Origin of the sequence: Bradyrhizobium sp. GCM10028915 (assembly GCF_042666195.1) — a bacterium.
In the GTDB taxonomy this organism is placed as follows: domain Bacteria; phylum Pseudomonadota; class Alphaproteobacteria; order Rhizobiales; family Xanthobacteraceae; genus Bradyrhizobium; species Bradyrhizobium canariense_D.
This window is the reverse complement of the sequence record NZ_JBHTFN010000001.1, coordinates 43,911-70,574: the sequence shown is the minus strand read 5'-3', so window position 1 is coordinate 70,574 and position 26,664 is coordinate 43,911. Positions and strand designations below refer to the sequence as shown.

Genomic DNA, 26,664 nt, shown 5'->3' with positions numbered 1-26,664 from the left:
CGGCCTCAATCGAACAAATTGGCGAGGCGCTGCTTCATCTGGTCGGCGATGTAGAGCGCGAGGGCCTGGATGGTGGACGTCGGGTTCACGCCGCCCGAGGTGACGAAGATGCTGCCGTCGACGATGAAGAGGTTCTTCACGTCGTGCGAGCGGCCCCATTCGTTGACGACGGAGCGTTCGGGGTCGGTGCCCATGCGTGCCGTGCCGAGCAGATGCCAGCCGCCCCACGGGATCGGCGAGTTGACGCAGATGTCGCTCGCCCCGGCGGTTTCGAGAATCTCCCGCCCGCGCGCCAGCGCATGCTCCATCATCTTCTGGCTGTTCTCGCTGATCGTGTAGTTGATCTTCGGCGCGGGAATGCCGTGGCCGTCCCTCAAGACCGGATCGAGCGTGACCTGATTGTGCTCCTCCGGCAGGTCCTCGCAAATCGCGGAAAAGCCGAGCCGGTGGCCGTTGAGCTTGCGGAAGATGCGGTGATGATCGGCGCCCCACGGCAATATCCCCTTCTGCTCGCTGACGACAGCCTCGAACACCGGCCCCGCGCCGCGCACGAACTGAACGCCGTAGCCGCGCACGAAGCCGCGCGAGAGGTCCGTGTCATACCATTCCTTGCTCCACAGGCAGGTCGGCGGCGCGCGGTTGCTATCGGTCGGCTCTTTTACGTAGCCGTAGATCTGCGCATAAGGATGGAACATCAGGTTCTTGCCGACGAGGCCGGACGAATTGGCAAGCCCGTTCGGAAAGCGGTCCGATGCCGAATTCAGCAGCAGCCGCGGCGTGCCGACGCCGTTGCAGGCGATGATAACCACATGCGCCGGCTGAAACTGCTCGACGCCGTCCTTGTCGTAATAGACCACGCCGGTGGCCATGCCGTTCTCGTCGGTGGTGATCTCGCGCACACGGCAGTGCGTACGCAGCTCGACGCCGGCGCGGACCGCGTGCGGCCAATAGGTGATGTCGGTCGAGGATTTCGCGCCTTGCGCGCAGGCCGGCGTGCAATGGCCGAGATTGATGCAGCGCGCACGCCCCTCGTAGTCCATGGTCGCGACCGTCGTATCCGACGGCCACCAGTGCCAGCCGAGCTTGTTCATGGTCTTGCCGATGATCGCACCGGACAACCCCATCGGCTGTGGCGGCATCGGCGGATGCGTCAGCGGTGAGAGCGGGTCGCCCGAGAGGCCGGACGTGCCCATCATCCGGTCGTTCTCTTCGAAGAACGGGGTCAGCGCGTCGTAGTCGATCGGCCAGTCGTCGGCGACGCCGTCGAGCGTCTTCACCTTGAAATCGGAGGGGTGCAGCCGCGGCCAGTGCGCGGTGTACATCACCGTCGAGCCACCGACCGCATTGTAGTTGACGACCTTGATCGGCGAATCGTCGTCGTTGATCGGATAGTCTTCGGGCCGCCCGCGGACGTTGGGGCTCGACGACCACTCGCCGTAGAACTTGGCCTCCCAGTCCCGGCCCGTGCTGGGATATTCCGCCGGGTTCATCCAGCCGCCCTGCTCCAGGCAGAGAATATGCATCTTGGTCTCGGCCAGCGACCACGCCACCGCCGCGCCCGAAGCGCCGGCGCCGATGATCAGGACGTCCACGGGGTCTTTCATCGCGAAATTTTCCTCCCTTCGCCGCTTCCCGGGCGATTCGGCCTCCGCTCCGCAAGGCCGGCGAACGATAGGATCAGAGCTACGGCTGAGTAAAGCCGCGGGGCCGGAATGTCGCACTTCGCGGGGCGCAGACCATTGGTATCGCCACATCCGGATGCTAGGAACAAGGCGCACGAGCCATCGATAGCGAGACCTTATGTCCTTCCGAAAATCCTTTGCCAGCGCCCGCGCTTTTGCGCTCGTTTCCTTTATTGCCCTGTCCGGATTTCTGGGCACCACCGGCCCCGCCGCGGCGCTGACCGCCGCCGCGACGGTCCGCGATGGCAACGCCGTCCAGCTTGGCGACGTCACCTATCGCCTCGACGGCGTCGACGCACCCGAGCTGGACCAGGTCTGCATCGACGATCACGCCGATCCCTGGACCTGCGGCATCGAGGCCCGCGACCAGCTCGCCAAGCTGATTGGCAAGCGATCGGTGCGTTGCGACGATGTCGGACCGGAAAAGAGTTTTGGCAAGCGGCACCGCGCGATCTGCACGGCCGAAGGCGACAAGACCAGCTTGAACGAGCAGCTGGTCAAGCTGGGCTTTGCCATCGCCCGCGAGCCGGTCAAGGCGAACGTCAAGTCGGCCGCGGCCGACGCGAAATCAACCTCGGCCGGAATCTGGAAGGGCTGCTTTGTTGCACCGCAGGAATTCCGCACCGGCAAGAAGGACGGCGCGCTCCTGGGCGCCGCCTGCCGCACCGACCGTGACAAGGAGATTCGCGCGGTGTTGTTTCCCGAGGATCTAACGATGCCGCCGAGCTGTGGCATCAAGGGCAAGCTTGCGGTCCGCGCGCGCGTGACCGGCAATATCGGCATCTACCATTTGCGGGGCTGCCCGAGCTACCCCGCGACCACCAAGCCGGATCGCTGGTTCTGCTCAGAGAACGACGCTCAGGCTGCGGGCTTCCGCAAGGCCTACAATTGCCGACGGCCGAAATAGCGAAGCCCATCACGCAGCCGTGAGCGGTAGTCGGAGACAGTATTCATCCGGAATTGAACTCCATCGGGAGTTGCTGCATTTGTAAACATACGCAAGCGCTTTGCGCGAGCGTTTCCTTGGCGGCAATCCGGCTCCGGCCCGATTGCTTTGCTCGGGCGTTTCCTCCCTAGACTTGGGCCGCTTGTCACAACAAGCGGCTCTTCTTTTTTGTGCGCCCTTAGCGGCGCATCGGCATGATCTGATCCATGGCCGGCATGTTCGCATTCAGATGCGCCATGATCCAGACGGTACCACCGACCACCAGGAACACCACCAGCAGTCCGAAGGCCAGCGCCAGCACGTTGTTGGTGTTGTCAGGGCCGGTGGTGATGTGCAGGAAGAACACGAGGTGCACGCCCATCTGCGCGATCGCCAGCACGATCAGCGCGACGGGAATCGAAGGCTGCCAGACCAGATCCGTGCCGGCGATAAAGAACGAGGTCGCCGTCAGCAGCAGCGCGAGGACAAGACCGACCACGTAGCCGAGGATACGCGTCCCAACGCTGTGTTGCTCCTCATCGCCCGGCGCAAGGTCATGGCCGGCCGGCATATGCGTCTGATCGCTCATACGCCACTCCCAAGCAAATAGACGACGGAGAAGACTCCGACCCAGACGATGTCGAGCGCATGCCAGAACAACGCAAAGCACATCATCCGGCGCAGCACGTCGGCACGAAAACCCTTTGCGAAGACCTGGGCCATCATGGTGAGGAGCCACAATATGCCGGCCGAGACGTGGAGGCCGTGGCAGCCGACCAGCGAGAAGAACGAGGTCAGGAAAGCGCTGCGCGATGGGCCATAGCCGCGGGCAACGAGATCAGCGAATTCGCGAAACTCAATGACGAGAAAGATGAGGCCGAGCAAACACGTCACCGCCATCCCGAGATAGAACCAGAACCGGTTGCGCACGTCGGCTGCGATGCTCGCCATGCCGCACGTGAAACTCGACAGCAGCAGGCAGACCGTCTCGATCGCGACGTTCCGCTGCTCGAATATCTCCGAACCCTTCGGGCCGCCGGCGGTCTGGTCGGCCAGCACCGCATAGGCCGCAAAGAAGCAGGAGAACATCACGATGTCGGAGAGCAGGAAGACCCAGAAGCCATAGGCGGTCACGATGCGCTTCGGCGCCGGCCCGGGATGCTCGATAACGAGGCCGATGTGATGGGGATCGGCGTGCGCTCGGCCGGCGGTCGCGGTCATTGACATCAGACTGTCCCCGCCATGCTGACGAGGCTGCGCCGCTCCTCGAGGTTGACGCGGTCTATCGCCGCGACCTCCTCGGCCGGAATGACGTATTCGTCATGGTCGCGCCAGGCGAACACGACGAATGTCGCGAACGCTCCGATACCGCCCAAAATCACCATCCACCAGATGTGCCAGATCAGCGCAAAGCCCATGACGGTGGCGAAGAAGGCGCAGACGAACCCGGTCGGCGAGTTCCTGGGCATCTCGATGTCATGATACTCGGGCGCATCATGATCGAGCGATTGCTGCTTGGCATGAGCCTTCATGTCCCAATAGGCATCCTCGCCGCGCACATCGGGATTGAAAGCGAAGTTGAAAACGGGTGGCGGCGACGACGTCGCCCATTCCAGCGAGCGGCCGTCCCAGGGATCGCCAGTGCGGTCGCGCAGGGCCTCGCGGTTGCGGATGCTGACCACGAGCTGCACGATCTGGCAGATCACGCCGATCGTCAGCACGGCCATGCCGACCGCCGCAACCAGCATCCATGGCCGCCACGCCGCGACGTCATAGTGCTGCATGCGCCGCGTCATGCCCAGCATGCCGGCGACGTAGAGCGGGATGAAGGTGACGTAGAAGCCGAGGAAAGTGAACCAGAATGCGAGCTTGCCCCAGCGGTCGTTGAGGCGAAAGCCGAACGCCTTCGGGAACCAGTACTCGAAGCCGGCGAAGGCGCCGAACAGCACGCCGCCGATGATGACGTTGTGGAAGTGCGCGACCAGAAACATGCTGTTGTGGAGAATGAAATCGGCCGGCGGCACCGCGACCAGCACGCCCGTCAATCCGCCGATGATGAAGGTGACCATGAAGCCTATCGACCACAGCATCGGCGTCTCGAAGCGGATGCGTCCGCCATACATCGTGAACAGCCAGTTGTAGATCTTCACTCCCGTCGGTATCGCGATGATCATGCTGGCAATGCCGAAGATAGCGTTGACGTCGGGACCCGCTCCCATCGTGAAGAAGTGATGCAGCCAGACCATGAAGGAGATGATGCAGATCGCCATGGTCGCCAGCACCATCGAGCGATAGCCAAACAGCGCCTTGCCGGAGAAGGTCGAGACCACCTCGGAGAAGATGCCGAAGGCCGGCAGAACTAGGATGTAGACCTCGGGATGCCCCCAGGCCCAGATCAGGTTCATGAACATCATGACATTGCCGCCGCCCTCATTGGTAAAGAAGTGGAAGCCGACATAGCGGTCGAGCAGCAGCATCGCGAGGGTGGCGGTCAAAATCGGGAAAGCCGCGACGATGAGGAGGTTCGAGGCCAGTGTGGTCCAGCAGAACATCGGCATGCGCAGATAGTTCATGCCTTTGGTGCGCAGCTTCAGCACCGTCGTCACGAGATTGATGCCGGCCACCAACGTGCCGACGCCGGAGATCTGCAGCGACCAGGCGTAATAATCGACGCCGACGCCCGGCGAGTAGGACAGTTCCGACAGCGGCGGAAAGGCGAGCCAGCCGGTGCGGGCGAACTCGCCGATCACGAGCGAGAGATTGACCAGCAGCGCACCGGTCGCGGTCAGCCAGAAGCCGACCGAATTGAGCGTCGGGAAAGCGACATCTCGTACGCCAAGCTGGAGCGGCACGATGAGATTCATCAGTCCGATCACGAACGGCATCGCTACGAAAAAGATCATGATGGTGCCGTGCGCGGAGAATATCTGGTTGTAGTGCTCCGGCGGCAGATAGCCTTGCGACTGGTAGGCGACCGCCTGCTGAATCCGCATCATGATGGCGTCGCTGCCGCCGCGCAGCAGCATCACCGAGGCCAGCAGGATGTACATCACGCCGATCCGCTTGTGGTCGACGCTGGTGATCCACTCGTGCCAGAGATAGGGCAGATGCCCCTTCACCACGACCCAGGCCAGCACGCCGAGAATCCCGACCAACACCACGGCGCCTGCGACCAGCGGTATCGGCTGATCGAACGGAATGGCCGACCAATCGAGCTTACCGAGCATCATGGCCTCCACTGTGCGACCGGCCTGCTTCGGATGCGAGCTCCGGCCCCGGTCCCGGCGGAATGTGCTGGGTCGCGATCAGGTCGAACAGTCGGGGATCGTCGAGCCTGTAGCTTGGCCTGCCCTTTTCGACGCCCTGCTGCATCAGCTTCTTGTAGCTGTCCTCATTGAGGACAGCATCGCTCTTCGCCGTGGTCGCGACCCAGTCCGGAAAGGCGAGCGGCGAGACCACGTTGACGTCGAACATCATGTCCGGAAATCCGTCGCCGGAAAAATGCGCCGACAGTCCCTGCAGCTTGCCTTCGTTGTCGGCGCGTAGGTTCAGCTTCGTCACCATGCCGTTCATGGTGTAGATCATGCTGCCGAGCTGCGGGATGAAGAAGGTGTTCATCACGCTCGAGGACGTCAGCTGGAAATTCAGCTCGGCGCCTGCCGGCACCGTCAGCGTATTGACGGTGGCGATGCGCTGGTCCGGATAGATGAAGAGCCATTTCCAATCGAGCGAGACGGCCTGGATGCGAACCGCGCTGCCGGTGCCGGGCACGGGTGCCGCGGGATCGAGCTGGTGCGAGCCGATCCAGGCGACGCCGCCGAGCAGGATCACGGTGAGCGCGGGGATCGCCCACACCACCATCTCCACCCGCCCGGAATAGACGAAGTCGGGCTGAAACTTTGCTTTGGGATTCGAGGCGCGAAACCAGAACGCAAAGGCCAGAATCGCGAAAATGGTCGGCACCACGATCGCGAGCATGATGAAGACGGAATCGACCAGGATGGTGCTGTTGGCCGCAGCCACAGGCCCTTGTGGATCGAGCAGATTCATCGGCAAGCCACTGGCGTTTGGGAAGCCCCGGGACAGAGCCTAGCGCGGGAAAGGCCCCGCAACAAACGCGATTGCGTGAGGTCGGTTCCTAACGGCGCGGGTCGATCGTTCGCCCTTCTCGCGCGGCGGCATGCAATTCCATGCGATGTCAATGACATGAAAGCGGGAGCCGGCCCTTCTCGCCGCTCCGCGCGATTGCTAGACTGCACGAAAATATTTGGGATGAAACGACATGCAGGGGCCCGAGGACGATCCCGGTCTCGCCGGCAAGGTGGCGCTGGTCAGCGGCGGGGGCGCTGCGGGCGACGGCATAGGCAACGGCCGCGCCGCCGCAATTCTACTGGCTCGCGCCGGCGCCAAAGTGCTGGTGGCCGATCGCGACCTCAAGCTCGCCGAACGCACCGTGGAGATGATCGCAGCCGAAGGTGGCACGGCCGCGGCGCATGGCGGTGACGTCACCAGCGAGAGCGATTGCAAGACACTGGTCGAAGCCGCGCTCGACCGCTGGGGCCGGCTCGATTTCCTCGACAACAATGTCGGCATCGGGAGCCGCGGCAGCGTGGTCGACGAAGCGCCCGAGCAATATCGCCGCGTCATGCAGGTCAATGTCGAAAGCATGTTCCTGCTCTCCAAGCACGCGATCCCTGCGATGATCCGGACCGCGCAGGGCGGTGCGATCGTCAACATCTCCTCGATCTCGGCGCTGCGGCCACGCGGGCTCACGAGCTATACGACCTCGAAGGCCGCCATCATCGGTCTCACCCGCGCGATGGCGGTCGATCACGGCCGCGACAACATCCGCGTCAACTGCATCTGTCCCGGGCCGATGTACACGCCGATGGTCTATGCCCGCGGCATGAGTGAGCAGGCCCGCGCCCAGCGGGAAAAGGCATCCTTGCTGAAAACGGAAGGCACCGGCTGGGACGTCGGCCATGCCGTCAAATTCCTGCTCAGCAATTTTGCGCGCTACATCACCGGCCAGGTGCTGGTGGTCGACGGCGGCGTGACGCTACAAGCCCCCGAACGTGAATCACAAGAACACTGAAAGGAACATCAGGGATGGCTCGCCTGCCCTATCTCGAGGCCGACCAGGTCGCGCCCGAATATCGCGACATGCTCAAGCGCAACACCAATCTGCACAAGCTGCTGATCAATTCGCCGGATATGGCGCGCGCCTTCAACGGCATCGGCGGCTACATCCGCTTCAAGAGCAAACTCGACCCGCGCCTGCGGGAGCTTGCGATCCTCCAGGTCGGCTGGATGGAGAAGTCGGAATACGAGTTCACTCATCACGTGAAGATCGGCAGGGAGTTCGGCGTCACCGACGGTGACATCGCCGGCCTGATGGCGGAGACCGACGGTAGGCCCTCGACGCTCGAGCCACAGGCCAAGGCGATCCTGAAAGGTGCCCGCGAGATGGTGCGCGAACTCGCGATCTCGGATGTGACCTTTGCCGAGATCAAGCAGCATCTCTCGGACGAACATCGACCTCGTGCTGACCATCGCCTTCTATTGCGGCGTGGTGCGCGTGCTCGCCACCATGAAGATCGACAACGAGCCATATTACAAAGAGGTACTCCAGCAGTACCCGATTCCGGGAGTGAACTAACATGCGCTTGAAGGACAAGGTTGCGGTCGTTGTGGGCGCCGGGCAGAGCCCGGGCGAAGGCATGGGCAACGGCCGCGCCACGGCGCTGACCTTCGCGCGCGAGGGCGCCAAGGTGTTGTGCGTCGATCATCATCTGGAATCAGCGCAGGAAACCGCCGCCATGATCGCCGCGCAGCATGGCACGGCAGCGGCGTTCAGGGCCGACGTCACAAAGTCTGCCGACATCAAGGCAATGGTCGCGGAGGCACAGGCGCGCTGGGGCCGGATCGACGTGCTGCACAACAATGTGGGCGTCAGCCTGTCCGGCGGCGACGCCGAGCTGCTGCAAATCACCGAGGAGGCGTTCGACCGCGTCGTCGCGATCAATCTGAAGAGCTGCATTCTGGCGGCGAAAGAGGTGATCCCGATCATGCGCGCGCAAGGAAGCGGCGTGATCATCAACATCTCCTCGATGGCGGCGATCACCACCTACCCTTACGTCGCCTACAAGGCGACGAAATCGGCGATGATCGCCTTCACCGAACAGCTCGCCTACCAGAATGCGGAATACGGCATCCGCGCCAACGTCATCCTGCCGGGCCTGATGAACACGCCGATGGCCGTCGACACCCGGGCCCGCGAATGGCACAAGACCCGCGCCGAAGTCGAAGCCGAGCGCGACAGCAAGGTGCCGCTGCGCAAGAAGATGGGCACGGGGTGGGACGTCGCGAATGCCGCGCTGTTCCTGGCCTCGGACGAGGCGAATTTCATCACCGGTGTGACGTTGCCGGTGGATGGCGGAGCGAGTGTGAGACGGGGGTAGACATCCTAAGCACGCTGCTCTTCCTTCTCCCCTTGCGGGAGAAGGTGGCGCGAGGCGCCGGATGAGGGGTTTCTCTCCGCACACGCAGAGGAGTTCGCCGATAGAACCTCACTCGTCCCGCCGCTGCGCGGCGAGCCACCCTCTCCCGCAAGGGGCGAGGGTACACCTTCATCGCGGCACGCTTGTCACCCGCCAGATCGTCCCGTTGCCGTCCTCCGACACCAGCAGCGATCCGTCCTTCGCCACGGCAACACCGACGGGCCGCCCCCACACCTCGGTGTCGCTCACCACGAATCCCGTGACGAAATCCTCATACTCGCCGGTCGGCTTGCCGTCCTTCATCCGGATGCGGATCACCTTGTAGCCGGTGCGCTTCGACCGGTTCCACGAGCCGTGCTCGGCCGCGAAAGCATCGCCCTGATACTCTGACGGAAACTGCGTGCCCTGATAGAAGGTCATGCCCAGCGAGGCCGAGTGCGGCTGCACCAGCACATCGGGCACCGTCACCTTGCCCTTGAGGTCCGGCCGCGCTCCGGCGTGACGCGGGTCTTCGTTGCCGCCGATATAGAACCACGGCCAGCCGTAGAACGCGCCTTCCTTCACGCTGGTGACGTAGTCAGGCACGAGATCGTCGCCGAGCCCGTCGCGTTCGTTGGTCGAGCACCAGGGCAACCCGGTCTGCGGCTGGATCGCAAGTCCGACGCAGTTGCGGATGCCGCTGGCGTAGATCTTCCGCTCCTTGCCCTCGGGGGTGAAGGCGAGCACGGTGGCGCGTTCGGTCTCGCTGGCCCAGGCCGCACCGAGCGGTTGCGCTTTCGACCAGGCTTCCACGCCACCCGGCGGCGTGCCCATGCCCTCGGCGACGTTGCTGAGCGAGCCGACCGACACCAGCATGCGCTTGTTGTCGGGCGTAAAGACGATGTCGCGGGTGGAATGACCGCCGTCGTGGGGCAGGCTTGCCACGATCGTCTCCGCCTTGCCGCGCGCCTTGAGATCGCCGGCCTGGTAGGGAAAGCGGACGACGCTGTCGGTGTTGGCCACATAGACCCACTGCGGATTGTCGCCGTTTGGGAAGAAGGCGATGCCGAACGGCTGCCGCAGTCCGGCAGCGAACACCTCGTTGGTCGCGGCCTTGCCGCCTTCGCCGGCGCGCAACACGCGGACGTTGCCCGCGCGCGTCTCGGCGACGTAGACATCGCCGTTCGGCGCCACGCGCACGATGCGCGGGGCGCGCAGGCCCTCGGCGAACAGCTCGATCTTGAAGCCGGCCGGTACCTGAAGCGCCCCCTCCGGTGGGCGCGGCACCACGCGCGACGAACTCGCAACCGACCGCGTGGCGCCGGGCCTGACCAGATCCTGCGGCCGGATCAACCTGACCGTGCCGGGCTTGTCGGCCTGCCAATCGCCGTAGGCGTCCTTGCCTTGCAGCACCGGCTCAGCCTGTGCGCAGGTCGCGACCGCGGCCAGCCATCCCGCGGACATCGCCGCGAATGAAATCCTGTTCTTCAAATCGTTTCCTCCCGGCCTTCACGTATTGCGCATCAACGCCGATCGACGCGCAAACGTTCTGCGACAGGTCAAATGCCTGCCGAATCCCACGTCAGCTCATGCCCACACGATGTGCATCAGCCGCAGCCCATCGTACTGGAAAATGCGGCTGATCGGTGCGACACATTGTAAGGGCGGCACCGCCGGTAGCGGTCATGAAGCTGCGGCATTGGAGTCGCATCCGTTGGGGTGATCATGTGGGGATCCATCATATCGGAATGGGCGAGCCTGCTGCTCCGCTGGCTGCACGTGGTCGCCGCGATTGCCTGGATCGGCAGTTCCTTCTATTTCATCGCCCTCGACCTCAGCCTCAGGCCTGACAGCAAGCTGCCGGAGGGCGTCCAGGGCGAGGCCTGGCAGGTCCATGGCGGCGGCTTCTACCGGATCACGAAATATCTGGTCGCGCCCGCGCAGATGCCGGACGAGCTGACCTGGTTCAAATGGGAGGCCTACACCACCTGGCTGTCCGGCTTCGCGCTGATGGTGGTGGTGTATTATCTCGAGGCCGATTTGTTCCTGGTCGACAAGTCGATCCTCGACCTCACGCCATTCGAGGCCGGCCTGTTCAGCCTCTCGAGCCTCGCGCTGGCATGGCTGCTCTATGAAGGCGCCTGCCGTACCGGGCTCGCGCAGCGCGAGCTGCCCTTCGCCATCGGCGGCTATCTGTTTCTGGTCGCATTGACCTATGCTTTCACCCACGTGCTGAGCGGGCGCGGCGCCTTCAACCAGATCGGGGCGATCATCGGCACCATCATGGTCGCCAACGTTTTCACCCTGATCATCCCGAACCAGAAGAAGATTGCGGCCGCCCTGATCGCAGGACAGGCGCCCGATCCGAAGCTCGGCAAGACCAGCAAGGAGCGCTCGGTCCACAACAACTATCTGACGCTGCCTGTCGTCGTGCTGATGATCAGCAACCACTATCCCCTGCTCTATGCCACCCGCTTCAACTGGATCATCGTCGCAATCATCCTGGCGCTCGGCCCCGTGATCCGCCATTTCTTCAACGAGCGGCACGCCGGGCGCAAATCGCCGTGGTGGGTGTGGGGCGTCGCAGCGGTCGGCGTGATCGCGATCCTGTTCCTCTCGGCGGCCGGCCCGCGCGAGGTCAAGACAAGCGCGCTGTCGGCGCAGCCGACGCTTGCCAATGTCGAGGAGATCGTGATGTCCCGCTGCAGCATGTGCCACGCCGCCGAACCGGTCTGGGCCGGCATCGTCACCGCGCCGAAGGGCATATTGCTGGACGCGCCCGAGCACATCCATCGCAACATCCGCCTGATCGGCCGCGTCGCCGCCTGGTCAAACGCGATGCCGCCGGGCAACATCACGGAAATGACCAGCGAGGAGCGCGCCATCCTCGCCGCCTATATCGAGCAGGCGCGCTGACGCCATCAAGTGTCAGATATCGCGCTTCACGGAATGAAATTTCCGCATGTCCCACCGATTTGAAAATGACTTGACCGCCTATCCGGCGTAGACAGGATTTGCGGCCGCCGACGGCGGTCCAGTCAGTTTGCACTCGGGGAAAGAACAGTGGCCCTCAAGAACGTCATCGGTATCGACCACGCCGTGGTCATGGTGCAGGACCTCGACAAAGCCGCCGAAAACTACCGGCAGCTCGGCTTCACCATCTCGCCGCGCGGCACCCACAGCACACATATGGGCACCGGCAACTACACGATCATGTTCGACCCGGATTATATGGAGCTGCTCGGCGTGCTCGCGGCGACCGAGCACAACGCGCCGGCGCGTGCCTTCCTCGACCAGCGCGGCGAAGGCATCGAGCGCATCGCCTTCACAGCGGTCGATTCCACCGCCGGCGCGGAGGAAATCCGCGCGCGTGGCCTGGAGCCGATCGGCCCGACCGATTTCGAACGGCCCGTGACGCTGCCTGATGGCACGATCTCGGCGGCGAAATTCCGCACCTTCATGTGGCCGACCGCAGAAGCGCCCGGCGGCGTGCGCATTTTTGCCTGCCAGCACAAGACGCCAGAGACGGTGTGGATTCCCGAGCTGATGAAGCACGCCAATGCGGCCAAGCGGATCAAGCAGACATTGATCGCGACGCCCGAGCCCGCGAAGGAAGCCGCGGATCTGGGACAGCTGATCGACCGCGAGCCGAAGGCTGAAGCCGACGGCGCAGTGACCGTGCCCTCCGGTGGCGATCGTGCCGAATTCGTTTACTTGACGCTGGAGCAGCTCGGCAAACGTTATCCCGGCGTGCCGCTCGCGGGTCTTTCCGAACGCGGTGGCGCTGCCCTGGTGCTTGTCAGCGGCGATCTCGCTGCCACCGACAAGGCGCTTGGTTCGGCAGCCGTGCGCAGCGGACCTGCGATCTGCGTGCCGCCGGCCAAGGCGAACGGCACCCTGCTCGCCTTTGTTGCCGGCTGATTTGAACTAATTCTTCAACGAGCGTCTACAGGGCGGCCCCAGGCTTCGGGGCTACCCGCGCCTTCAGGGCCGAGCGCATGTTCAAAGAGATATCGCCGGTCGCCTATGACGCGCCGGCCGAACTGAAGAAGTGACCGTCGCTGAAGGGCCAGAGGCAAAAGGATCGAGGTCCGCCCTATCCCGTCTACAACGGCACGCTCGCCGACTGCGTCCGCGAGCTCATGGGCAAGCCATCAAGGGCATCTCGCTCTACGATATCATGACGAGGGCAAGCAGCGTTCGACCAGACCGTGCTGTCGCCCGGTGATGCCGCCGAAATCGCGATGCGCAAGGACTTTCCCAAAGACTAGTTCGAGGCGCGCCTACCGCCGGACTTCCGCCGCTGCTCGGACGAGGAGTCCGTCGGCGCATCCAGAAAGACCACCGGTGTGCCGCGCTTGACGTGCTCGCCCAGCGCGCGCACGTCCCAATTGGTCAACCTGACGCAGCCATGCGACGCGGACTTGCTGACCCTGTCGGGCTCCGACGTTCCGTGGATGCCGTACCCCTGTGCGGACAAGCCGATCCAGTATGCTCCCACCGGATTGTTCGGGCCCGGCTGAACATCGAACGGCTGTTTCGATTTGACGCTTCTGAACTTGTAGTCAGGGTTGTAGTGATAAACCGGATTCTCGTGGGTGCTGGTGACCTTGAGCGTACCGCTCGGCGTCGGACGATCCGGACTTCCGATTGACGCGGGATAGAACGCGATCAGGGTGGCGCCCTGGTCGAATGCTTTCAGCGTCCCGTTCCTTTTGTCGACGTCGAGCCGCGCGATGTTCGGAAGCTCTCGCCGCGCCGGAACGTTTGCAACGACGATGGTCGCTCCCACCTTGTCGAAGGCCTTGTCCGGGTTGAGCGCCTTGAGCAGATCGGCGCTCATGTGGGATTTCTCGGCAAGCCCTTCGAGCGGGCTGGTGTAGCTCAGCGCCTTCAGCGGCTTCATGTCATCAAGCTTGCCGGGCAGCTCCTTCAGAAACGGGCCCTTCACATCCGCGTCCGTGATCTTGTATTCGACGAGGACGGCGCCTTCGCTCGCGGCGTTCAACTTGTCCCAAAGCTCGGGCGCGATCGTTTTATCCGATGCAACGCCGTTCTGCTCGGCGAATGCTTTCAGTGCCTTCTGCGCGCTCTCTCCGAGCTTGCCGTCGATCTCCCCGGGCGAGAACCGCGCACGGTCGAGCAGAATCTGAAGCTTCACGATCGCGGCGTTGAGCTTGTCGCTAGCAGGTTGCTTTGCGGGACGCGCAGCATCGTTTACCGCTGCCGCATCGAGATTGCCCGCAAGCGCCGAAGAGATCGCCGCCAGCGAAATCACCGCGCCAAGCATCCACCGCATCATCTCGCTCGTCCCCATTCGCCAACGCCCCCGCAAATTCGCGGAGCAAAGAGTTTCCGGCGGGAACACCGTAGTAACACCGTGGGAACCGACGAGACCGCAGCTTTGCCGCAATCGCTCGGTTAATAACTCCTTATCGCCGGCGCATCGCTGGCCGTTCACCCACAGTTCGAGGTTGCTCCAGCAATGCGATTTGTCGTCGCGGCGTGCGCCGCGTTCATGATTCTGATGTGCGACTTCGATCCGTCGGCGTCCCGCCAACCATCAGCTTTCGATCACGCCGTTCTTCAAAACACTCAGGCCTCGTCACTTGTTCCGGTGGTCGAGCTGTTCCTTGCAAGCGTGCAGGCCCTCGAGCTCGCCAATGCGCGTGCGGCCTATGAGGAGACCCCCGAGCCGCCGGATACGGTCGAACCCGTCGCGCAGGCGCCGGTTTCGCCGACGGAACGCTTCTGCCACGCGCTTCGCGGAGCTGCCGAAGCCAGCGGCATTCCCGTGCCGTTCTTCGCGCGTTTGATCTGGCAGGAGAGCCGCTTCAAGTCCAACGAGGTCAGCCAGGCCGGCGCGCAGGGCGTCGCGCAGTTCATGCCGGAAACGGCAGCGGAGGTCGGGCTAGATGATCCGTTCGATGCGATGAAGGCGCTGCCGGCATCGGCCAAGTTCCTGCGCAAGCTGCGCGACGATTTCGGCAATCTCGGCCTTGCCGCAGCCGCCTACAACGCAGGTCCCGGCCGAATCCAGAAATGGCTCGCCAAAGAGAGCGAGCTGCCGCGTGAGACACGCGACTATGTCCGCATCATCACCGGCACCAGGGCCGAGGACTGGACCGAACGCGCGGAAGCCCTCGCGATCCGGATCGACCTGCCGCGCGAAGCACCCTGCGAGGGCATCGGCAGCCTGTCCAAGACGAAGGACGTCGCCTGGGTTCCGGTGAACCTGACGCCCTCGGTCGCCACCATCATTCGCAAGGCCGAGCAACTGGCGGCGCGATTGACCGCCAGCCACGCACGCAAGCGGCTCGCGTCTCTGATCCGGAAGAACACCCACGGCAAGGCACGCAGCATGATCGCCGCGCGTGCGGCGGGAAAGAGCGCGAAGGCCCGCGCCATCCGTTTTGCAGCGCGCGAACGATCTTCGGGCTGATGCGCAAATCCGGAAGCCGCTCGATGGAGCGGCTTCCAGTGGCCGCGAACTAGTCGATCTCCTCGATGATGCGGCGTTCGCGGGGCTCGACGACATAGGTCCGCGTATCGCGGTGGATGTAGCGGTACTCGCGCAGGTCGGGCGCGTCCCGATAGACGGTGCTCGGGAATTCCTCGACCTCGACACTCTCGGGAACGCGGTCACCAACATGGATCTCGGACCGCGCGGTGCTGCCGGTGGTCTGTCGTTCGCTCCGTCCCTCGGTGCGGGTCTTCGCATGCTTGCGGATCACTTCGCGATCGCGATCCGAAAACTTGCTGGCGCTGCGCTCACGCGTGGTCGTCGTTGTCGCGGTGGATTGTCCCGAGTACGGCAGCACGGTTACGATCTTGTATGTCGCCGGATCGACCACGACGATTTCATCCTTCACCAGCGCAAAGCTGTAGCCGCGATATTGCGGCACGATCTCGACCACATCGGGTGGCAGCGTCGATAGCTGGACATCGCGCGGCACCACCGTGCCGACGTTGAGCGAGAAATTGACGCTGGTCAGCGGCCGCACGTTGAGATGCGAGATGGACGCGCTGATCTTGGTCTCCTGCTGCTTGTTGAGGTTGACGTCAGTGCGGGCGGCGGCCTGTGAATTGGCACCGGTCCGCTGGTCTTGCGCCTGATTGCTGCTCGGCGTGTTTGGCGATTGCTGGGCCTGGTTGGTACCAGATGAACCAGGCGCCTGCTGCGCCTGATTGGTATTGTTCGACGGAGGGTTGGAGCGATCCTGCGTCTGGTTCGAGTTCGCCGCCGGCGGATTGGCGCTCTGCTGCGAGGCGGGCTGGTTACCGGCCGCGTTGGAGTTTGCCGTACCACTGGGCGGCCGCGAGGACGTGTCCGCGCTGTTGGTGGCGTTGGTCCCGGAGCCGGAATTGGCCGATCCGGAAGACGGAGTGGTCGCCTGGGTATTCTGTGTCGACGCTCCGGGCGTTGATGATTGCTGCGGCTGCGATCGCGACTGCTGTGTTTGTGCCGCGCCAGACGGCGACGTGTTGGACGGAGCTGCGGAATTGGACTGGGATTGCGGCGTTTGCTCAGACTTGGTGTTGCTGCTTGGCGATTGCGCAAAGGCGGCGTTCGCCAGCACCAGCCCTAAGGCGGTCGTTGCCAACAGGCGGATCATGGTTCACTCCCTTGTTCGGTCAAAGCGTTAGCTATTAACCTGCGCTAAAAGCGTCTGTTCCACTTTTTCCCGGCCGAATGCGCCGCCTGAACGGAACCTGCGATGCCATCGAAAAGCGCCGGGATCATTGCCTATCGCAAACGTGGGGAGCTCGAGGTTCTGCTCGTTCATCCCGGAGGACCGTTCTGGCGCAACAAGGACCTCGGGGCATGGTCGATTCCGAAGGGCGAGTACGCAGACGAAGACGCAGAAACCGCCGCGCGACGGGAGTTTGCCGAGGAGCTTGGGCTTGAGCTGTCCACGCCGCTGACTTCGCTTGGCCAGGTCAGGCAGCGCGGCGGCAAGATCGTCACCGCGTTCGCGGCCGAGTTCGACGTCGATTTGCGCAGCATTCGCAGCAACACATTCGAGATGGAATGGCCGCCACGCAGCGGCAAACGTCAGACCTTCCCGGAGGTCGATCGTGCCGAATGGTTCACGCTCGCAGCAGCGCACGAGAAGATCAACGCAGGACAGCGCCCGCTGCTCGAGCGGCTGGCTCAGGTGGCCGGCAGCACGCCAAGCAGACGCCCTACTCCGCCTTGATGTTCGCCGCCGCCACCACTTCGGCGAGTTCCTTGATCTCCTTCGGGATCTTGGCGGCGTAGTCGGCCGAACTCAGCACGCTGACGATGCCCTGCGTCTCCAGCCGCTCCCGTAACAGCGGATCGTTGGCTGCGGCGACGATCTCCCGGTGCAGCATCTCGAGCGTCGGCGCGGGGGTTGCCTTCGGCATGAAGAAGCCGACCCAGAACGAGATGTCGAAGCCGGGATAGCCGGCTTCCGCGACGGTCGGCACATCAGGCAACGCCGGCAGCCGCTCGGCGGAGGACACCGCGAGCGCGCGCAGCTTGCCGGCCTTCACCAGCGGCACGGCGGACAAGGGATCGAACACTGCCAGGACCTCCTGCGCGAGGATACCGACCTCGGACGCAGCACCACCGCGATAGGGCACGTGGATCATCTTGACGCCGGCCCTCTCGCTGAGCAGCTCCATGGCGAGATGGGCAAGGTTGCCGTTGCCGCCCGAGCCGTAGGCAAGCGCGCCGGGCGCAGCCTTTGCCGCGGCGACGAGATCGGCGACGGTGTTGATGTTGGCCGTCCTGGGATTCTCCGGATTGACCACCAGCACGAGCGGCGCCGACACGACGGTGGTGAGCGGCGCGAAGTCCTTTTCCGGGTCGTAGCGGATATCCTTGAACAGCGTCTTGTTGAGCGTGATGGTGGAGGAGTTGCAGGCCAGCATCGTGTAGCCGTCGCCTTCCGCACGCGCGACGCCTTCGGCCGCGATCATGCCGTTGGCGCCGGCGCGGTTCTCGACCACGAAAGCTTGTCCGAGCTTGTTGCTCAGCCGATCGGCAACGATGCGCGCGACGAGGTCGACCGGGCCGCCCGCGCTGAAGCCGACCATGATCTTGACCGGCCGCACCGGATATTTTTGCGCGAAGGCCTCCGTCGTCACGCACAATCCGGCGACGATCGCCAGCAGGCGAAGCGTTCGTTGCATTCGTTCTCTCCCCAGAAGTTCTCGCCGCTTTTGCAGGTAGCGGCGCATTCGCGGATCATGATGAGCGGCCGCGCCGGATTTCGCAATCGCGTTTGCAAGCCGGCATTCCGTCGCGCGGCAGGTCGGAGCCGGTTCGAAACAAAAAACGCAAAAACAACCCCATGCACAGTAGCCGACGCTTGCGAGATCAAGGACTTGCACGAACGAGGATTTGCACGAACAAGGATTGCGCGCTTCGCAATCTTCGTTTGACACGTCGGGCAAAACACCGGCAGAATACCATCATCGCAACAATCGTCAGCGTCCACGCCGCCCGACCACGGGGCGTCGCGCGGCGATTGCGCGTAAGCCCTTCATCAACATCTCGAAAATCAAATAAGCGCGCAGCGAGCGATCGATGTCGCGCGCAGTGAGCCCGCGCGGGCAAAGGACACAGCACATGACGACATCTGCCAAACGCCACAGCACGCTGCCGGTTGCGGCAAACGATCGCAGCGGCCCCGACGCGAGCCCGCGGATCAAGCTCTACAAGCGGGGGATTGCGATCCGCCATGCCGACCCCCAAGCCGGCGAACGGCTGCTGGCCGAGGCGCTCGGTGCCGCCGACCGCGACGCGCTGCATGGTCTCCTCAAGCAATTGGTGAAGGCCAGCGTGACCGGACGGAAGCCCGATGAAGCCAATCTCGCCTTCATGATCTCGCTGGTGAAGAGCATCGCGCCGAAGGACTCGATCGAGGCCATGCTCGCGGTGCAGATGGTGTCCGTTCACGCCGCAACGATGCGTTCTGCCTGCCGCCTCGCCCTCACCGACGACGTTCCGCAGCAGGAGAGCCTCACACGCGCGCTGACCCGGCTGGCCCGCACCTTCGCAAGCCAGATCGAGGCACTCAGCCGCCACCGCAACAACGGCGAGCGCGCGATCACGGTCCGGAATTTGTCGGTGCAGGACGGCGGCAGGGCGATCGTGGGCAACGTGACCCAGCACGCCAGCATGATCGTCGCGGAGCCGCACGCTGCGGCAGCCGCAGGACTGGTCCCGCCGCGTGAGGCCGGCGAATACGAACGGGCCGAATCCAGACAGGGCAGCAATGCATGAGCGGCGATCACATCCGCAACACTGGCGCGATGTGGACGAGCCCGCGCTGCGGCGCCGGGACGCGCAGCGGCCTCGCCTGCCGCGCGCCTGCAGTGCACGGCAAGTCTCGCTGCCGCATGCACGGCGGCGCACGGAGATCAGGCGCGCCGAAGGGAAATCAGAATGCGCGAACGCATGGCGAATTCACGGGTGATGCGGCCGCTGAACGAGCGCGGGATCGGGCCGTGCTGAATGATGCGTTGAAGCTCCTTGCGGAGCTGTCGCGAGTTGCCGAATAGGCCATAAAGGCGATGCACCGTAGATCGCAATCGTCGTTGACGAACGCGGTTGTGGAGATCCGCAACAGATGCCGTGCAGACTCATGCAGCGTGGGTCATTTCCTTAAGTCTGTGAGGGCTTTGGTCGGCTACGCCGTCATGAGCGGACAAGCTCGGCGCCAGCCCAGAGGTCGGCTAAGGGCAGGCTAGGCCAAAGAAGCAGCTGCACTGACCTTTAGTTGAAGCGTTGTCGTATTTGAACCTTCGCTCGAATTTCCGGACTCACCTCAGTGGGGATGGGAATGAACTGTCCCATCACAGCATCGAGGATCGTCAGCGGCAGTTGCAACGGATTTAGTTTCCGGGTTGCCAGCCTAAGCCGCACCAAGCCAGCGGATCGGCCGGCGAATATCGCGGAGGCAAACAGATGTTTCCAGCGAAACTTGCGGCATCGTTGCTGGGTTCAGCGTTGCTACTGACGCCGGTCCTTGCACGCGACGATGGCCGATACGACCACTCTCCGCTGAAGTCTTGGTTTGAAAGCTTGCAGAGCGAATTTGGAAAGTGCTGTACTGATGCCGACGGATACATAGTGTCCGATGCCGATTGGGAGTCCAGTCGGGGCCGTTACCGCGTCCTCATCGATGGCGAATGGGTGCTCGTACCTGACGGTGCGGTTGTCACAGAACCAAACCGCTTCGGCCGTACAATGGTCTGGAGGCATTACATAGACGGCCATCCGCGCGTCCGATGCTTCATGCCCGGATTCATGACTTGACCTCACTTTCAAGGTGCTCCGCTTCGGGTCATTCGCACCGATTTGCCCGCGTATTCTCGATGTCCGCTATGGCCCTAGCTGCCGGCGTGCCGGATACTTCGCCTTCAGGCCCACAAGCAGACCAACGACAATAGCGGCGGCGGGGTTAAAGCTCGAAACAGCCCCTAAGGCCGTCAAAAAGCCAGGAGCCGCATGAAAGGCCGTGCACGCTCATCCGAGTTTCCGACGACGCTTTTTTTGCTAGGCCACTAAGCCGCACGACGTCGGGAACTTGCGGTTGGTCGCTTTGATCCAAATCAACGGATTCCTGCCTCCGAGACCTAGCGTCAGACCCAGACCAGATCGTCGGAGAAAGAAGATGCTGAAGCACTTGCTGGCCATTCTTCTTTTGCTGGCTTTCCCCTCGGCAGTCCATTCCCCAGCCGCGGCAGATGACCGAACTGCGGGACAAGTAATCCAAGAGGAAATTTGGGCGCTGCCGTTTCCACTGCCGGTGCTTGCCTTCCTGGTACGGCCGGTCGGAGATGGTCCGTTTCCGCTAGTGGTTATGAACCATGGAATTTCGCTGGAAGCCAACCAGCGGACGATGTTTCCGGCGATCGAGTATCGGGACGCGGCACGTTGGTTTGCACGTCGCGGTTATGTGGTCATCTCGCCCATCAGGTACGGGGCCAGCAGTCTCGATGATAAAGATCAGGGTCTCTACGGAGCCGTCTTTGCCCACGTCGGTAGCTGCGACAACCCAAACTTCCGCGGTTCCGGGCTCGCCATCGCCACTCTGAACGAGTGGGTCATCGACTACATGAGCAAGAAGAAGATGATACAGCCGGGTAAGGTCATCGTCGTTGGCCAGTCGGGCGGCGGATGGGGCTCGATTGCTCTTGGGAGCCTAAACCCGTCATCAGTTCAGGCCATCATTACCTTTGCAGCGGGACGCGGAGGCCGAGTTGACGGCAAACCCAACAACAATTGTGCTCCCGACAAGCTCGTTGCCGCCACCAGCGAATTCGGCCGCACCGCACGCGTACCGATGCTTTGGATCTACGCGGAAAACGACAGCTACTTCGGTCCGGAATTGACGATGCGGATGCATCAGGCCTTTGTCGAAGCGGGCGGAAATGCCGATTATCGTATGCTCCCGTCCTTTGGGACCGACGGGCACTTCATGATCGATTCCGCCGACGCGGTGCCGATCTGGTCGCCCTTGGTATCGCGATTTCTGGAGAGGCATTCAGCGACCGCTCCGCCGCTTGGGCAGCCAGTCAACGGCCCTTCTGCCCAGCGGGAGCCTCCGTCGAAGCCGCGACGATTGCGGCTGCCTGAGAACATCCATTTCTCAACCTGGAAAAAGCTTTGTTTCGCCTCATCCGATCGAACCAACATATGCCGATCGACGTCAACCGCCACGGACGATCTCGATCAGGTCGTGGCCCGTGTCGATCTGATCGAACGAGCTGACGGTCCCGCTCGCCTGCAGCTGTTCGTTCCGCAAGGGGCAAATCTGCAGCAGGGAGTCAAGGTGACGGTAGATCAAGGCAGTCCTGTCCAGGTTCCTTTCACCTGGTGTCTCACCAACATCTGCATCGCAGCACGTGGAATTGAACCAACGGTGGCGGCGCAAATGGAAGCCGGCCAACAGCTCAAACTCGAACTCACAGACCTTTACTCCTCTTCGGTGACGATAAAGTTGCCGCTGAGCCAGTTCGGGGCTGTTCACCAAGACCCGCCTGCCGAAACTTTCGATTTCAGCCTGACTGAAGAATGAATGAAGTTGGACCGCCTGACGGGGCTGACCGAAAGGAAGCTCGACTGTGAGTACATCGGACGTTTCTCTACGGAGCACGAGACATTCAAAGATTCCTGCTCTTAAAGGATTGCAGAAATTCTCCGGATCGATGATCAAGCAGTCGATACGGCGGCGGATTGTTGCGATCTCCGTCGGATTGATCATCCTCATGCTGGCGACGTCGGTCCTATCGATAGTGATGGTCAGGCGGGTCGGCCATCTGCTTGATGAACTCTCTGCACGGTACGCGCCGATCAACGGGCATCTAACGCGGATCAATACTCTGTCTCTGGAACGAGGTCTCGCAGTCCGCCGCATGGTGATCGCGAAGATGCAGGAGCCGCCCGATGTGCTCGGATATAGAGCCCGCTTGGAGCTCTACAACGAGAAGGGAGCCGAGGTCGAAAGCGAAGCGCAAGCCGCGCGGACACTGATCAATTCGATCATTGAGGACGCAAGTACACCCTCGGACAATGCAGCCCTGGCGCGCATCGACAACCGGATTGAAAATCTGAGCGATACTCGCCGCCAGCTGAAGCAGGAGACCAGAGAGCTACTTTCACACCTTGAGGCGAGAGACTTTCCAGCGGCGAGACGCAGCCTTGCGCGAGCAGACGCTGTTCGCGACGACTGGATGAGAAGGTCAGTGCTATTCGATTGAGTATGCTGACCGTCAGCGAGGGGGCTATCGCAAAAGTGAGGTCGGAACAGACCCAGGTGGCGCTGACCTCGGCCATCGTGACGCTGCTTGCCGCGATCGTCGATTGATCTTCGCCAATCTGGGCAGCGGCGGCATCATTCGCTCTGTCCGACTATTGCTTGAAGGTGCCCGCGCGGTGGAAGCGGGTCAGCTCGATCAATCAATCGATGTAAGGGCGACTGACGAAATCGGACAACTGGCTGCCGCCTTCAATCGAATGGTTGTGCAATTGCGCAACAACCAACGCATCAAGGAAACATTCGGAAAATACATCGATCCGCGCGTCGTTGAAGGGCTGATCGATCACCCAAATTTGACGGCCGCCGAAGGCCAGCGCCGGGTGATGACTGTGTTGTTCTGCGACTTGAAGGGCTTCACCAGCCTTAGCGAAGGCATGACCCCGCAAGGTCTCGTCAAGGTCATGAACCACTACCTTTCGGTCATGTCCGAACCAATCCGGAACAACCGAGGGATCATCGACAAGTATATCGGCGACGGCATCATGGCTTATTGGGGCCCACCTTTCGTCGACGAGGCCGATCATGCCCGCCTTGCATGCCTCGCCTCCCTGGAAATGATCGAACGTATCGGAAAATTGCGCGAGGAGATTCCTGAGCTACTTGGCGTTCGCGCAACTCCAATGAAGCAATGCGATCTAAGGATCGGGATCGCGACCGGCGAGGCGCTGGTCGGCAGCATCGGCTCCGACGTGATGATGAGCTACACCGTCATGGGCGATGTGGTGAACCTCGCCTCGCGGCTGGAAGGCGCGAACAAGGTGTACGGCACCCGCAATCTCGTTTCCGAAAGAACTATTGCTGCCGTGGGCACTTCACTTGAGGCGCGGGAGATCGATCGCATTGTGGTGGCGGGTCAAACTCGTTTCGAGGCCGTTTTTGAAATCCTCGGAAGCCGAGCTGATGTCACGCCACAACAACTGGTCTTGCGGGACAAGTATCTGGAAGGGCTCTCGAACTATCGCAACCGGCGATGGGATGATGCGCTTGCTGCGTTCAATGCGTCGCTTGAAGCGATGCCCGACGACGGGCCTGCAAGGGCCCTAATCGAGCGCATCGGAAGCTTCAAAGCAGAACCGCCTCCGAACGACTGGGACGGGTCGTGGCACATCGAAAAATGAGCGCCGGGCTGATACGGCGGACGTCTCCAATGGGTCACAAGCGGTCCTCCACCGGCTGCGCGCGGCAGGTCAGCTACGGGACAGGACCCGACATGCGGGCCCGTGAGGGGCTCCTCGTCCTCGCGGCAGTCAACATGGGTCGGGTAAAAGCTCCCACTATTGTGGTGACATTTCCAGATTTTCGAGCGGAGCCGTGAGGCGGCAAGTGAGTCCGGTCGATTCATAGGACACCGCAACCGACCCTCTGAAGTCGTATTCCAGCGCCCCCGAAATGAGTTGCGAACCGAAGCCTTTATCGGTGGGCTCCGACACAGATGGACCGCCGAATTCTTGCCAGACGAAGACGAATTTTTGATCACCCGCCTGATCTTCGGTTGACCACACGATGGACACCCGGCCGCCTGTCACGCTCAGAGCGCCATACTTTACTGCATTGGTGGCGAGCTCGTGAACCGCTAAGGAAAGGGCGAGAGCCTGTTGCGATCTGAGAACAAGCGGAGGACCGGACGTCGTAATCCGGCCTTCGCCTGTTCTGTAAGGGCTCAGGGCCGTGTTGACGACATCTCGAAGTGGGGCAGCAGCCCAATTCGCCGCAGTCAGCAAGGCGTGTGCTCGTCCGAACGCGGCAAGTCGTGCCTTATACTTTTCAAGATCGGCGCGGCTCGATACGTCACGAAATGTTTGGCTGGCAACAGCACCAAGCACAGCAAAGGTGTTCTTGAACCGGTGCTTTAGCTCTTCGTTGATAAGCCTCAGGGCTTCCCTTGCCATGTGCTCGGAGGTGACGTCTTTACAGACAACGAGTACGCCGCCGACTTTATCTTCAAGGTCAATTGGACCGAAGCTGTACGTCCACCAGACATCCTCGCGCCGACCGTGGCGGGTTACAGGCACCAATTGATCCTCATGCCACGTCGCCCCCTTACCTGCCATGACGTATTCAATCTGGGGACCAATGATGTCCCATATTTCATCCCAGCATTCACGGCCGCCCGCGCCCAAGGCGCTCGGATGCCGCTCGGGACCCATCGTTTCGCGATACGCATCGTTATAGAACTGGATGAGGTCCGGTCCCCACCAAATGAACATCGGGTGGCGTGAGGTAAGAACGAGCCGCACCGTGACCCGAAGACTTTGCGGCCACGCTTCCGGCGAGCCGAGCGATGTTTTTGACCAGTCAAACGCTCTTGTGAGAGCGCCCATCTCGCCGCCCCCCGACAAGAAAAGGCTACCTGTGTCCCCGCCCATGCGCGCAACTCCTGACACGTTGCCCAAGCGTAAAGCCAAAATTCTCGGCAATGCAATGTCGATGGTTGGTCAAAGCGGTCCACGCCGGGCGCTGCGATAGATCAGTTTCGGGCCGGATGGGGGTGCCACTACACCGGGCGCGCCGGCGACATCGACCAGACCCTGGCGATGTCCGTTCCGGGTCAGTTTGCCCGCGTGTTCTCGATGTCGGCTGGCCCCCGCTCCGGTGTACCGCAGGCGATGGCGACCTTCGCCTTCGGGCCACAAGCGAACTTCAATCTGTTTGTCGTTTGATGACCTCTGCCAAGACAAATCGCTCTGTCGCTTGCAGAGCGTGGATGACTATCCGGCCGCGTGCGATGGCGAGGTGTTCCATCGCGCAAACAAAACGCCCCAGCGAAGCTGTCGAAGGCAAGCGAGGCAGAGAACGATGCCCGCACCGGCGATGATATCGATGAAATAGTGGCCGCCTACAGTAGGTGTTGCAGCAAGCATCAGCAAGTTCAAGACAAGGTATAGTGGGAAAAGCATCTTCACGCCTCGGCTGGCGTATATAAGTATTGTGGCCAGCGCAGCGTGGAACGAAGGAAATGTGATCAGACCATTCACGTGCGTCAACGAAATGCGTGTCATCTCGCCGCTTCGGAGTGCGTTGAAATCGATCAAATGATACGCGTCGACGCGTTCGACGACGCCAAAGTAGACCCATGCGCTCGCTGCCGGCAGTCTCCATGAGATCGGAAGAATCACGAGGAGCGATGTTACGAACAGCCAAACAAACTCTCGCATCCTTTCAAATCGCCCGCACGCACTCAGCCACACCAACAAGATGGCGACCTGCAGCATACAGCTGTGATACGCGACTGCGAGGACCGCTTTGATAATTGGTCTGACCTCAACCCACTCAAAGAAAGCCAGCCAATTCAGTCTCAGCAGGGTGTCGACGCCGGCCAGCTGGGAATCGACCAACGGAAACTTTGCCGTGATGGTTAGATAACTCAGGATCGCGCCCACGACTGTAAAGGCAATGATCTGAGCCAAAGCCGTGGCAAGCTCAGCGATACGCCGATCCGGCCTCAACCTCGTGTAAACAAAGGAGAGAAGAGCAGCAGCACAGAACGCAATCGCTTGCGTCGGATCGATAGCCATCGTCATCCCAGCGGCGCGAAGCCATATGAGGTCAACGGCTGCAACAATCGCAATTGCGATCCACAAGCGCAGAATTTCGCTGAACCGATAAGCATTGAGGACGGCAAAGACAAAGCCTTCATTTCGCATCACTCTGTCCATCTATCGCATCGTTTGGGATCCCTGACCCCTTCTGGAGCATCAATATCTGGTGCTCATCTAATGCTTGTTTAATTTGGCTTATACAAATTCAGCGTGTTGGACTCGATGGGTTCCGCGCTGCTC

The 26,664-nt window shown here is 62.1% G+C and carries 25 protein-coding genes; 14 read left to right on the top strand and 11 right to left on the bottom strand.

From position 1 onward, the window contains the following. Positions 1-5 precede the first annotated feature (5 nt). On the bottom strand, positions 6-1,604 hold the full coding sequence (locus ACFQX9_RS00310; RefSeq protein ID WP_377786007.1) for a GMC family oxidoreductase: 1,599 nt from the start codon (positions 1,602-1,604) through the stop codon (positions 6-8). Positions 1,605-1,800: 196 nt separating this feature from the next. Here ACFQX9_RS00310 and ACFQX9_RS00305 point away from each other — a divergent pair, with 196 nt between their 5' ends. Further along, on the top strand, positions 1,801-2,589 hold the full coding sequence (locus ACFQX9_RS00305) for a thermonuclease family protein (protein WP_377786005.1): 789 nt from the start codon (positions 1,801-1,803) through the stop codon (positions 2,587-2,589). Positions 2,590-2,806: 217 nt separating this feature from the next. Here the strand turns inward: ACFQX9_RS00305 and cyoD are convergent, their stop codons facing one another. Genes cyoD through ACFQX9_RS00285 form a run of 4 tightly spaced genes read right to left on the bottom strand, consistent with a single transcriptional unit; the run spans position 2,807 to position 6,657 of the window. Continuing rightward, a complete protein-coding gene (gene cyoD / locus ACFQX9_RS00300) occupies positions 2,807-3,196 on the bottom strand; it encodes a cytochrome o ubiquinol oxidase subunit IV (protein WP_018457172.1) in 390 nt (129 codons plus the stop codon). Next, positions 3,193-3,834 (bottom strand): cytochrome (ubi)quinol oxidase subunit III, encoded by a 642-nt coding sequence (locus ACFQX9_RS00295; protein ID WP_027568767.1) that lies wholly within the window; start codon positions 3,832-3,834, stop codon positions 3,193-3,195. Before ACFQX9_RS00295 ends, cyoD begins: the two co-directional genes overlap by 4 nt. After that, complete coding sequence (cyoB, locus tag ACFQX9_RS00290) at positions 3,834-5,834, bottom strand: cytochrome o ubiquinol oxidase subunit I (protein ID WP_377786147.1); 2,001 nt, start codon at positions 5,832-5,834, stop codon at positions 3,834-3,836. Before cyoB ends, ACFQX9_RS00295 begins: the two co-directional genes overlap by 1 nt. After that, entirely contained in the window at positions 5,824-6,657 is an 834-nt protein-coding gene (locus tag ACFQX9_RS00285; protein ID WP_377786002.1) for a cytochrome ubiquinol oxidase subunit II, read from the bottom strand. Before ACFQX9_RS00285 ends, cyoB begins: the two co-directional genes overlap by 11 nt. A gap of 232 nt (positions 6,658-6,889) precedes the next feature. On the opposite strand from ACFQX9_RS00285, the gene ACFQX9_RS00280 reads away from it, so the two are divergent. The 3 genes from ACFQX9_RS00280 to ACFQX9_RS00270 are packed head-to-tail and all read left to right on the top strand — an operon-like array spanning position 6,890 to position 9,068. Next, positions 6,890-7,702, top strand: a complete 813-nt coding sequence (locus tag ACFQX9_RS00280; protein ID WP_377786000.1) for an SDR family NAD(P)-dependent oxidoreductase — start codon at positions 6,890-6,892, stop codon at positions 7,700-7,702. 14 nt (positions 7,703-7,716) lie between these two features. Further along, on the top strand, positions 7,717-8,277 hold the full coding sequence (locus ACFQX9_RS00275; RefSeq protein WP_377785998.1) for a carboxymuconolactone decarboxylase family protein: 561 nt from the start codon (positions 7,717-7,719) through the stop codon (positions 8,275-8,277). After that, on the top strand, positions 8,268-9,068 hold the full coding sequence (locus tag ACFQX9_RS00270) for an SDR family NAD(P)-dependent oxidoreductase (RefSeq protein WP_085352069.1): 801 nt from the start codon (positions 8,268-8,270) through the stop codon (positions 9,066-9,068). Before ACFQX9_RS00275 ends, ACFQX9_RS00270 begins: the two co-directional genes overlap by 10 nt. Before the next feature lie 168 nt (positions 9,069-9,236). On the opposite strand, the gene ACFQX9_RS00265 is transcribed toward ACFQX9_RS00270, so the two are convergent. After that, positions 9,237-10,577, bottom strand: coding sequence for a PQQ-dependent sugar dehydrogenase (locus tag ACFQX9_RS00265; RefSeq protein ID WP_377785996.1), 1,341 nt, complete (start codon positions 10,575-10,577; stop codon positions 9,237-9,239). 234 nt (positions 10,578-10,811) lie between these two features. Between ACFQX9_RS00265 and ACFQX9_RS00260 the strand changes: the two genes are divergently transcribed. Next, positions 10,812-12,002: a urate hydroxylase PuuD gene (locus tag ACFQX9_RS00260; protein WP_204510541.1), complete on the top strand. Its 1,191-nt coding sequence runs from the start codon at positions 10,812-10,814 to the stop codon at positions 12,000-12,002. Positions 12,003-12,149: 147 nt separating this feature from the next. Further along, a complete protein-coding gene (locus ACFQX9_RS00255) occupies positions 12,150-13,007 on the top strand; it encodes a VOC family protein (protein WP_231188748.1) in 858 nt (285 codons plus the stop codon). 346 nt (positions 13,008-13,353) lie between these two features. On the opposite strand, the gene ACFQX9_RS00250 is transcribed toward ACFQX9_RS00255, so the two are convergent. Next, on the bottom strand, positions 13,354-14,388 hold the full coding sequence (locus ACFQX9_RS00250; protein ID WP_368508406.1) for a L,D-transpeptidase family protein: 1,035 nt from the start codon (positions 14,386-14,388) through the stop codon (positions 13,354-13,356). Between the two features lie 183 nt (positions 14,389-14,571). On the opposite strand from ACFQX9_RS00250, the gene ACFQX9_RS00245 reads away from it, so the two are divergent. Next, positions 14,572-15,528, top strand: coding sequence for a lytic transglycosylase domain-containing protein (locus ACFQX9_RS00245; protein WP_018457183.1), 957 nt, complete (start codon positions 14,572-14,574; stop codon positions 15,526-15,528). A 49-nt stretch (positions 15,529-15,577) separates the two neighbouring features. On the opposite strand, the gene ACFQX9_RS00240 is transcribed toward ACFQX9_RS00245, so the two are convergent. Next, a complete protein-coding gene (locus ACFQX9_RS00240) occupies positions 15,578-16,702 on the bottom strand; it encodes a DUF1236 domain-containing protein (protein ID WP_018457184.1) in 1,125 nt (374 codons plus the stop codon). A 102-nt stretch (positions 16,703-16,804) separates the two neighbouring features. On the opposite strand from ACFQX9_RS00240, the gene ACFQX9_RS00235 reads away from it, so the two are divergent. After that, complete coding sequence (locus tag ACFQX9_RS00235) at positions 16,805-17,287, top strand: NUDIX domain-containing protein (protein ID WP_085352065.1); 483 nt, start codon at positions 16,805-16,807, stop codon at positions 17,285-17,287. Here the strand turns inward: ACFQX9_RS00235 and ACFQX9_RS00230 are convergent. Next, positions 17,274-18,248 (bottom strand): Bug family tripartite tricarboxylate transporter substrate binding protein, encoded by a 975-nt coding sequence (locus ACFQX9_RS00230; protein ID WP_377785993.1) that lies wholly within the window; start codon positions 18,246-18,248, stop codon positions 17,274-17,276. The genes ACFQX9_RS00235 and ACFQX9_RS00230 overlap by 14 nt on opposite strands. A 439-nt stretch (positions 18,249-18,687) precedes the next feature. Here ACFQX9_RS00230 and ACFQX9_RS00225 point away from each other — a divergent pair, with 439 nt between their 5' ends. From ACFQX9_RS00225 to ACFQX9_RS00200, 6 genes are all read left to right on the top strand, one after another. After that, positions 18,688-19,344, top strand: a complete 657-nt coding sequence (locus ACFQX9_RS00225) for a hypothetical protein (protein ID WP_377785991.1) — start codon at positions 18,688-18,690, stop codon at positions 19,342-19,344. After that, positions 19,341-19,622 (top strand): HGGxSTG domain-containing protein, encoded by a 282-nt coding sequence (locus ACFQX9_RS00220; protein WP_085362219.1) that lies wholly within the window; start codon positions 19,341-19,343, stop codon positions 19,620-19,622. The genes ACFQX9_RS00225 and ACFQX9_RS00220 overlap by 4 nt, the downstream gene beginning before the upstream one ends. Positions 19,623-20,028: 406 nt before the next feature. Further along, the gene (locus ACFQX9_RS00215) at positions 20,029-20,379 is read left to right on the top strand and encodes a hypothetical protein (RefSeq protein WP_039799972.1); all 351 of its coding nucleotides are present in this window, start codon (positions 20,029-20,031) and stop codon (positions 20,377-20,379) included. A gap of 358 nt (positions 20,380-20,737) precedes the next feature. Beyond that, positions 20,738-22,144, top strand: coding sequence for an invasion associated locus B family protein (locus ACFQX9_RS00210; protein ID WP_368508410.1), 1,407 nt, complete (start codon positions 20,738-20,740; stop codon positions 22,142-22,144). A 130-nt stretch (positions 22,145-22,274) separates the two neighbouring features. Next, positions 22,275-22,826 carry a hypothetical protein gene (locus tag ACFQX9_RS00205; RefSeq protein WP_368508411.1) on the top strand — a complete coding sequence of 184 codons (552 nt, stop codon included), beginning with the start codon at positions 22,275-22,277 and terminating at the stop codon, positions 22,824-22,826. Between the two features lie 103 nt (positions 22,827-22,929). Then, entirely contained in the window at positions 22,930-24,003 is a 1,074-nt protein-coding gene (locus ACFQX9_RS00200; RefSeq protein ID WP_377785987.1) for an adenylate/guanylate cyclase domain-containing protein, read from the top strand. Between the two features lie 156 nt (positions 24,004-24,159). Here the strand turns inward: ACFQX9_RS00200 and ACFQX9_RS00195 are convergent, their stop codons facing one another. After that, positions 24,160-25,206, bottom strand: coding sequence for a sensor histidine kinase (locus ACFQX9_RS00195; protein WP_247363506.1), 1,047 nt, complete (start codon positions 25,204-25,206; stop codon positions 24,160-24,162). 387 nt (positions 25,207-25,593) lie between these two features. Continuing rightward, positions 25,594-26,541 carry a phosphatase PAP2 family protein gene (locus ACFQX9_RS00190; protein WP_247368254.1) on the bottom strand — a complete coding sequence of 316 codons (948 nt, stop codon included), beginning with the start codon at positions 26,539-26,541 and terminating at the stop codon, positions 25,594-25,596. Positions 26,542-26,664 lie beyond the last annotated feature (123 nt).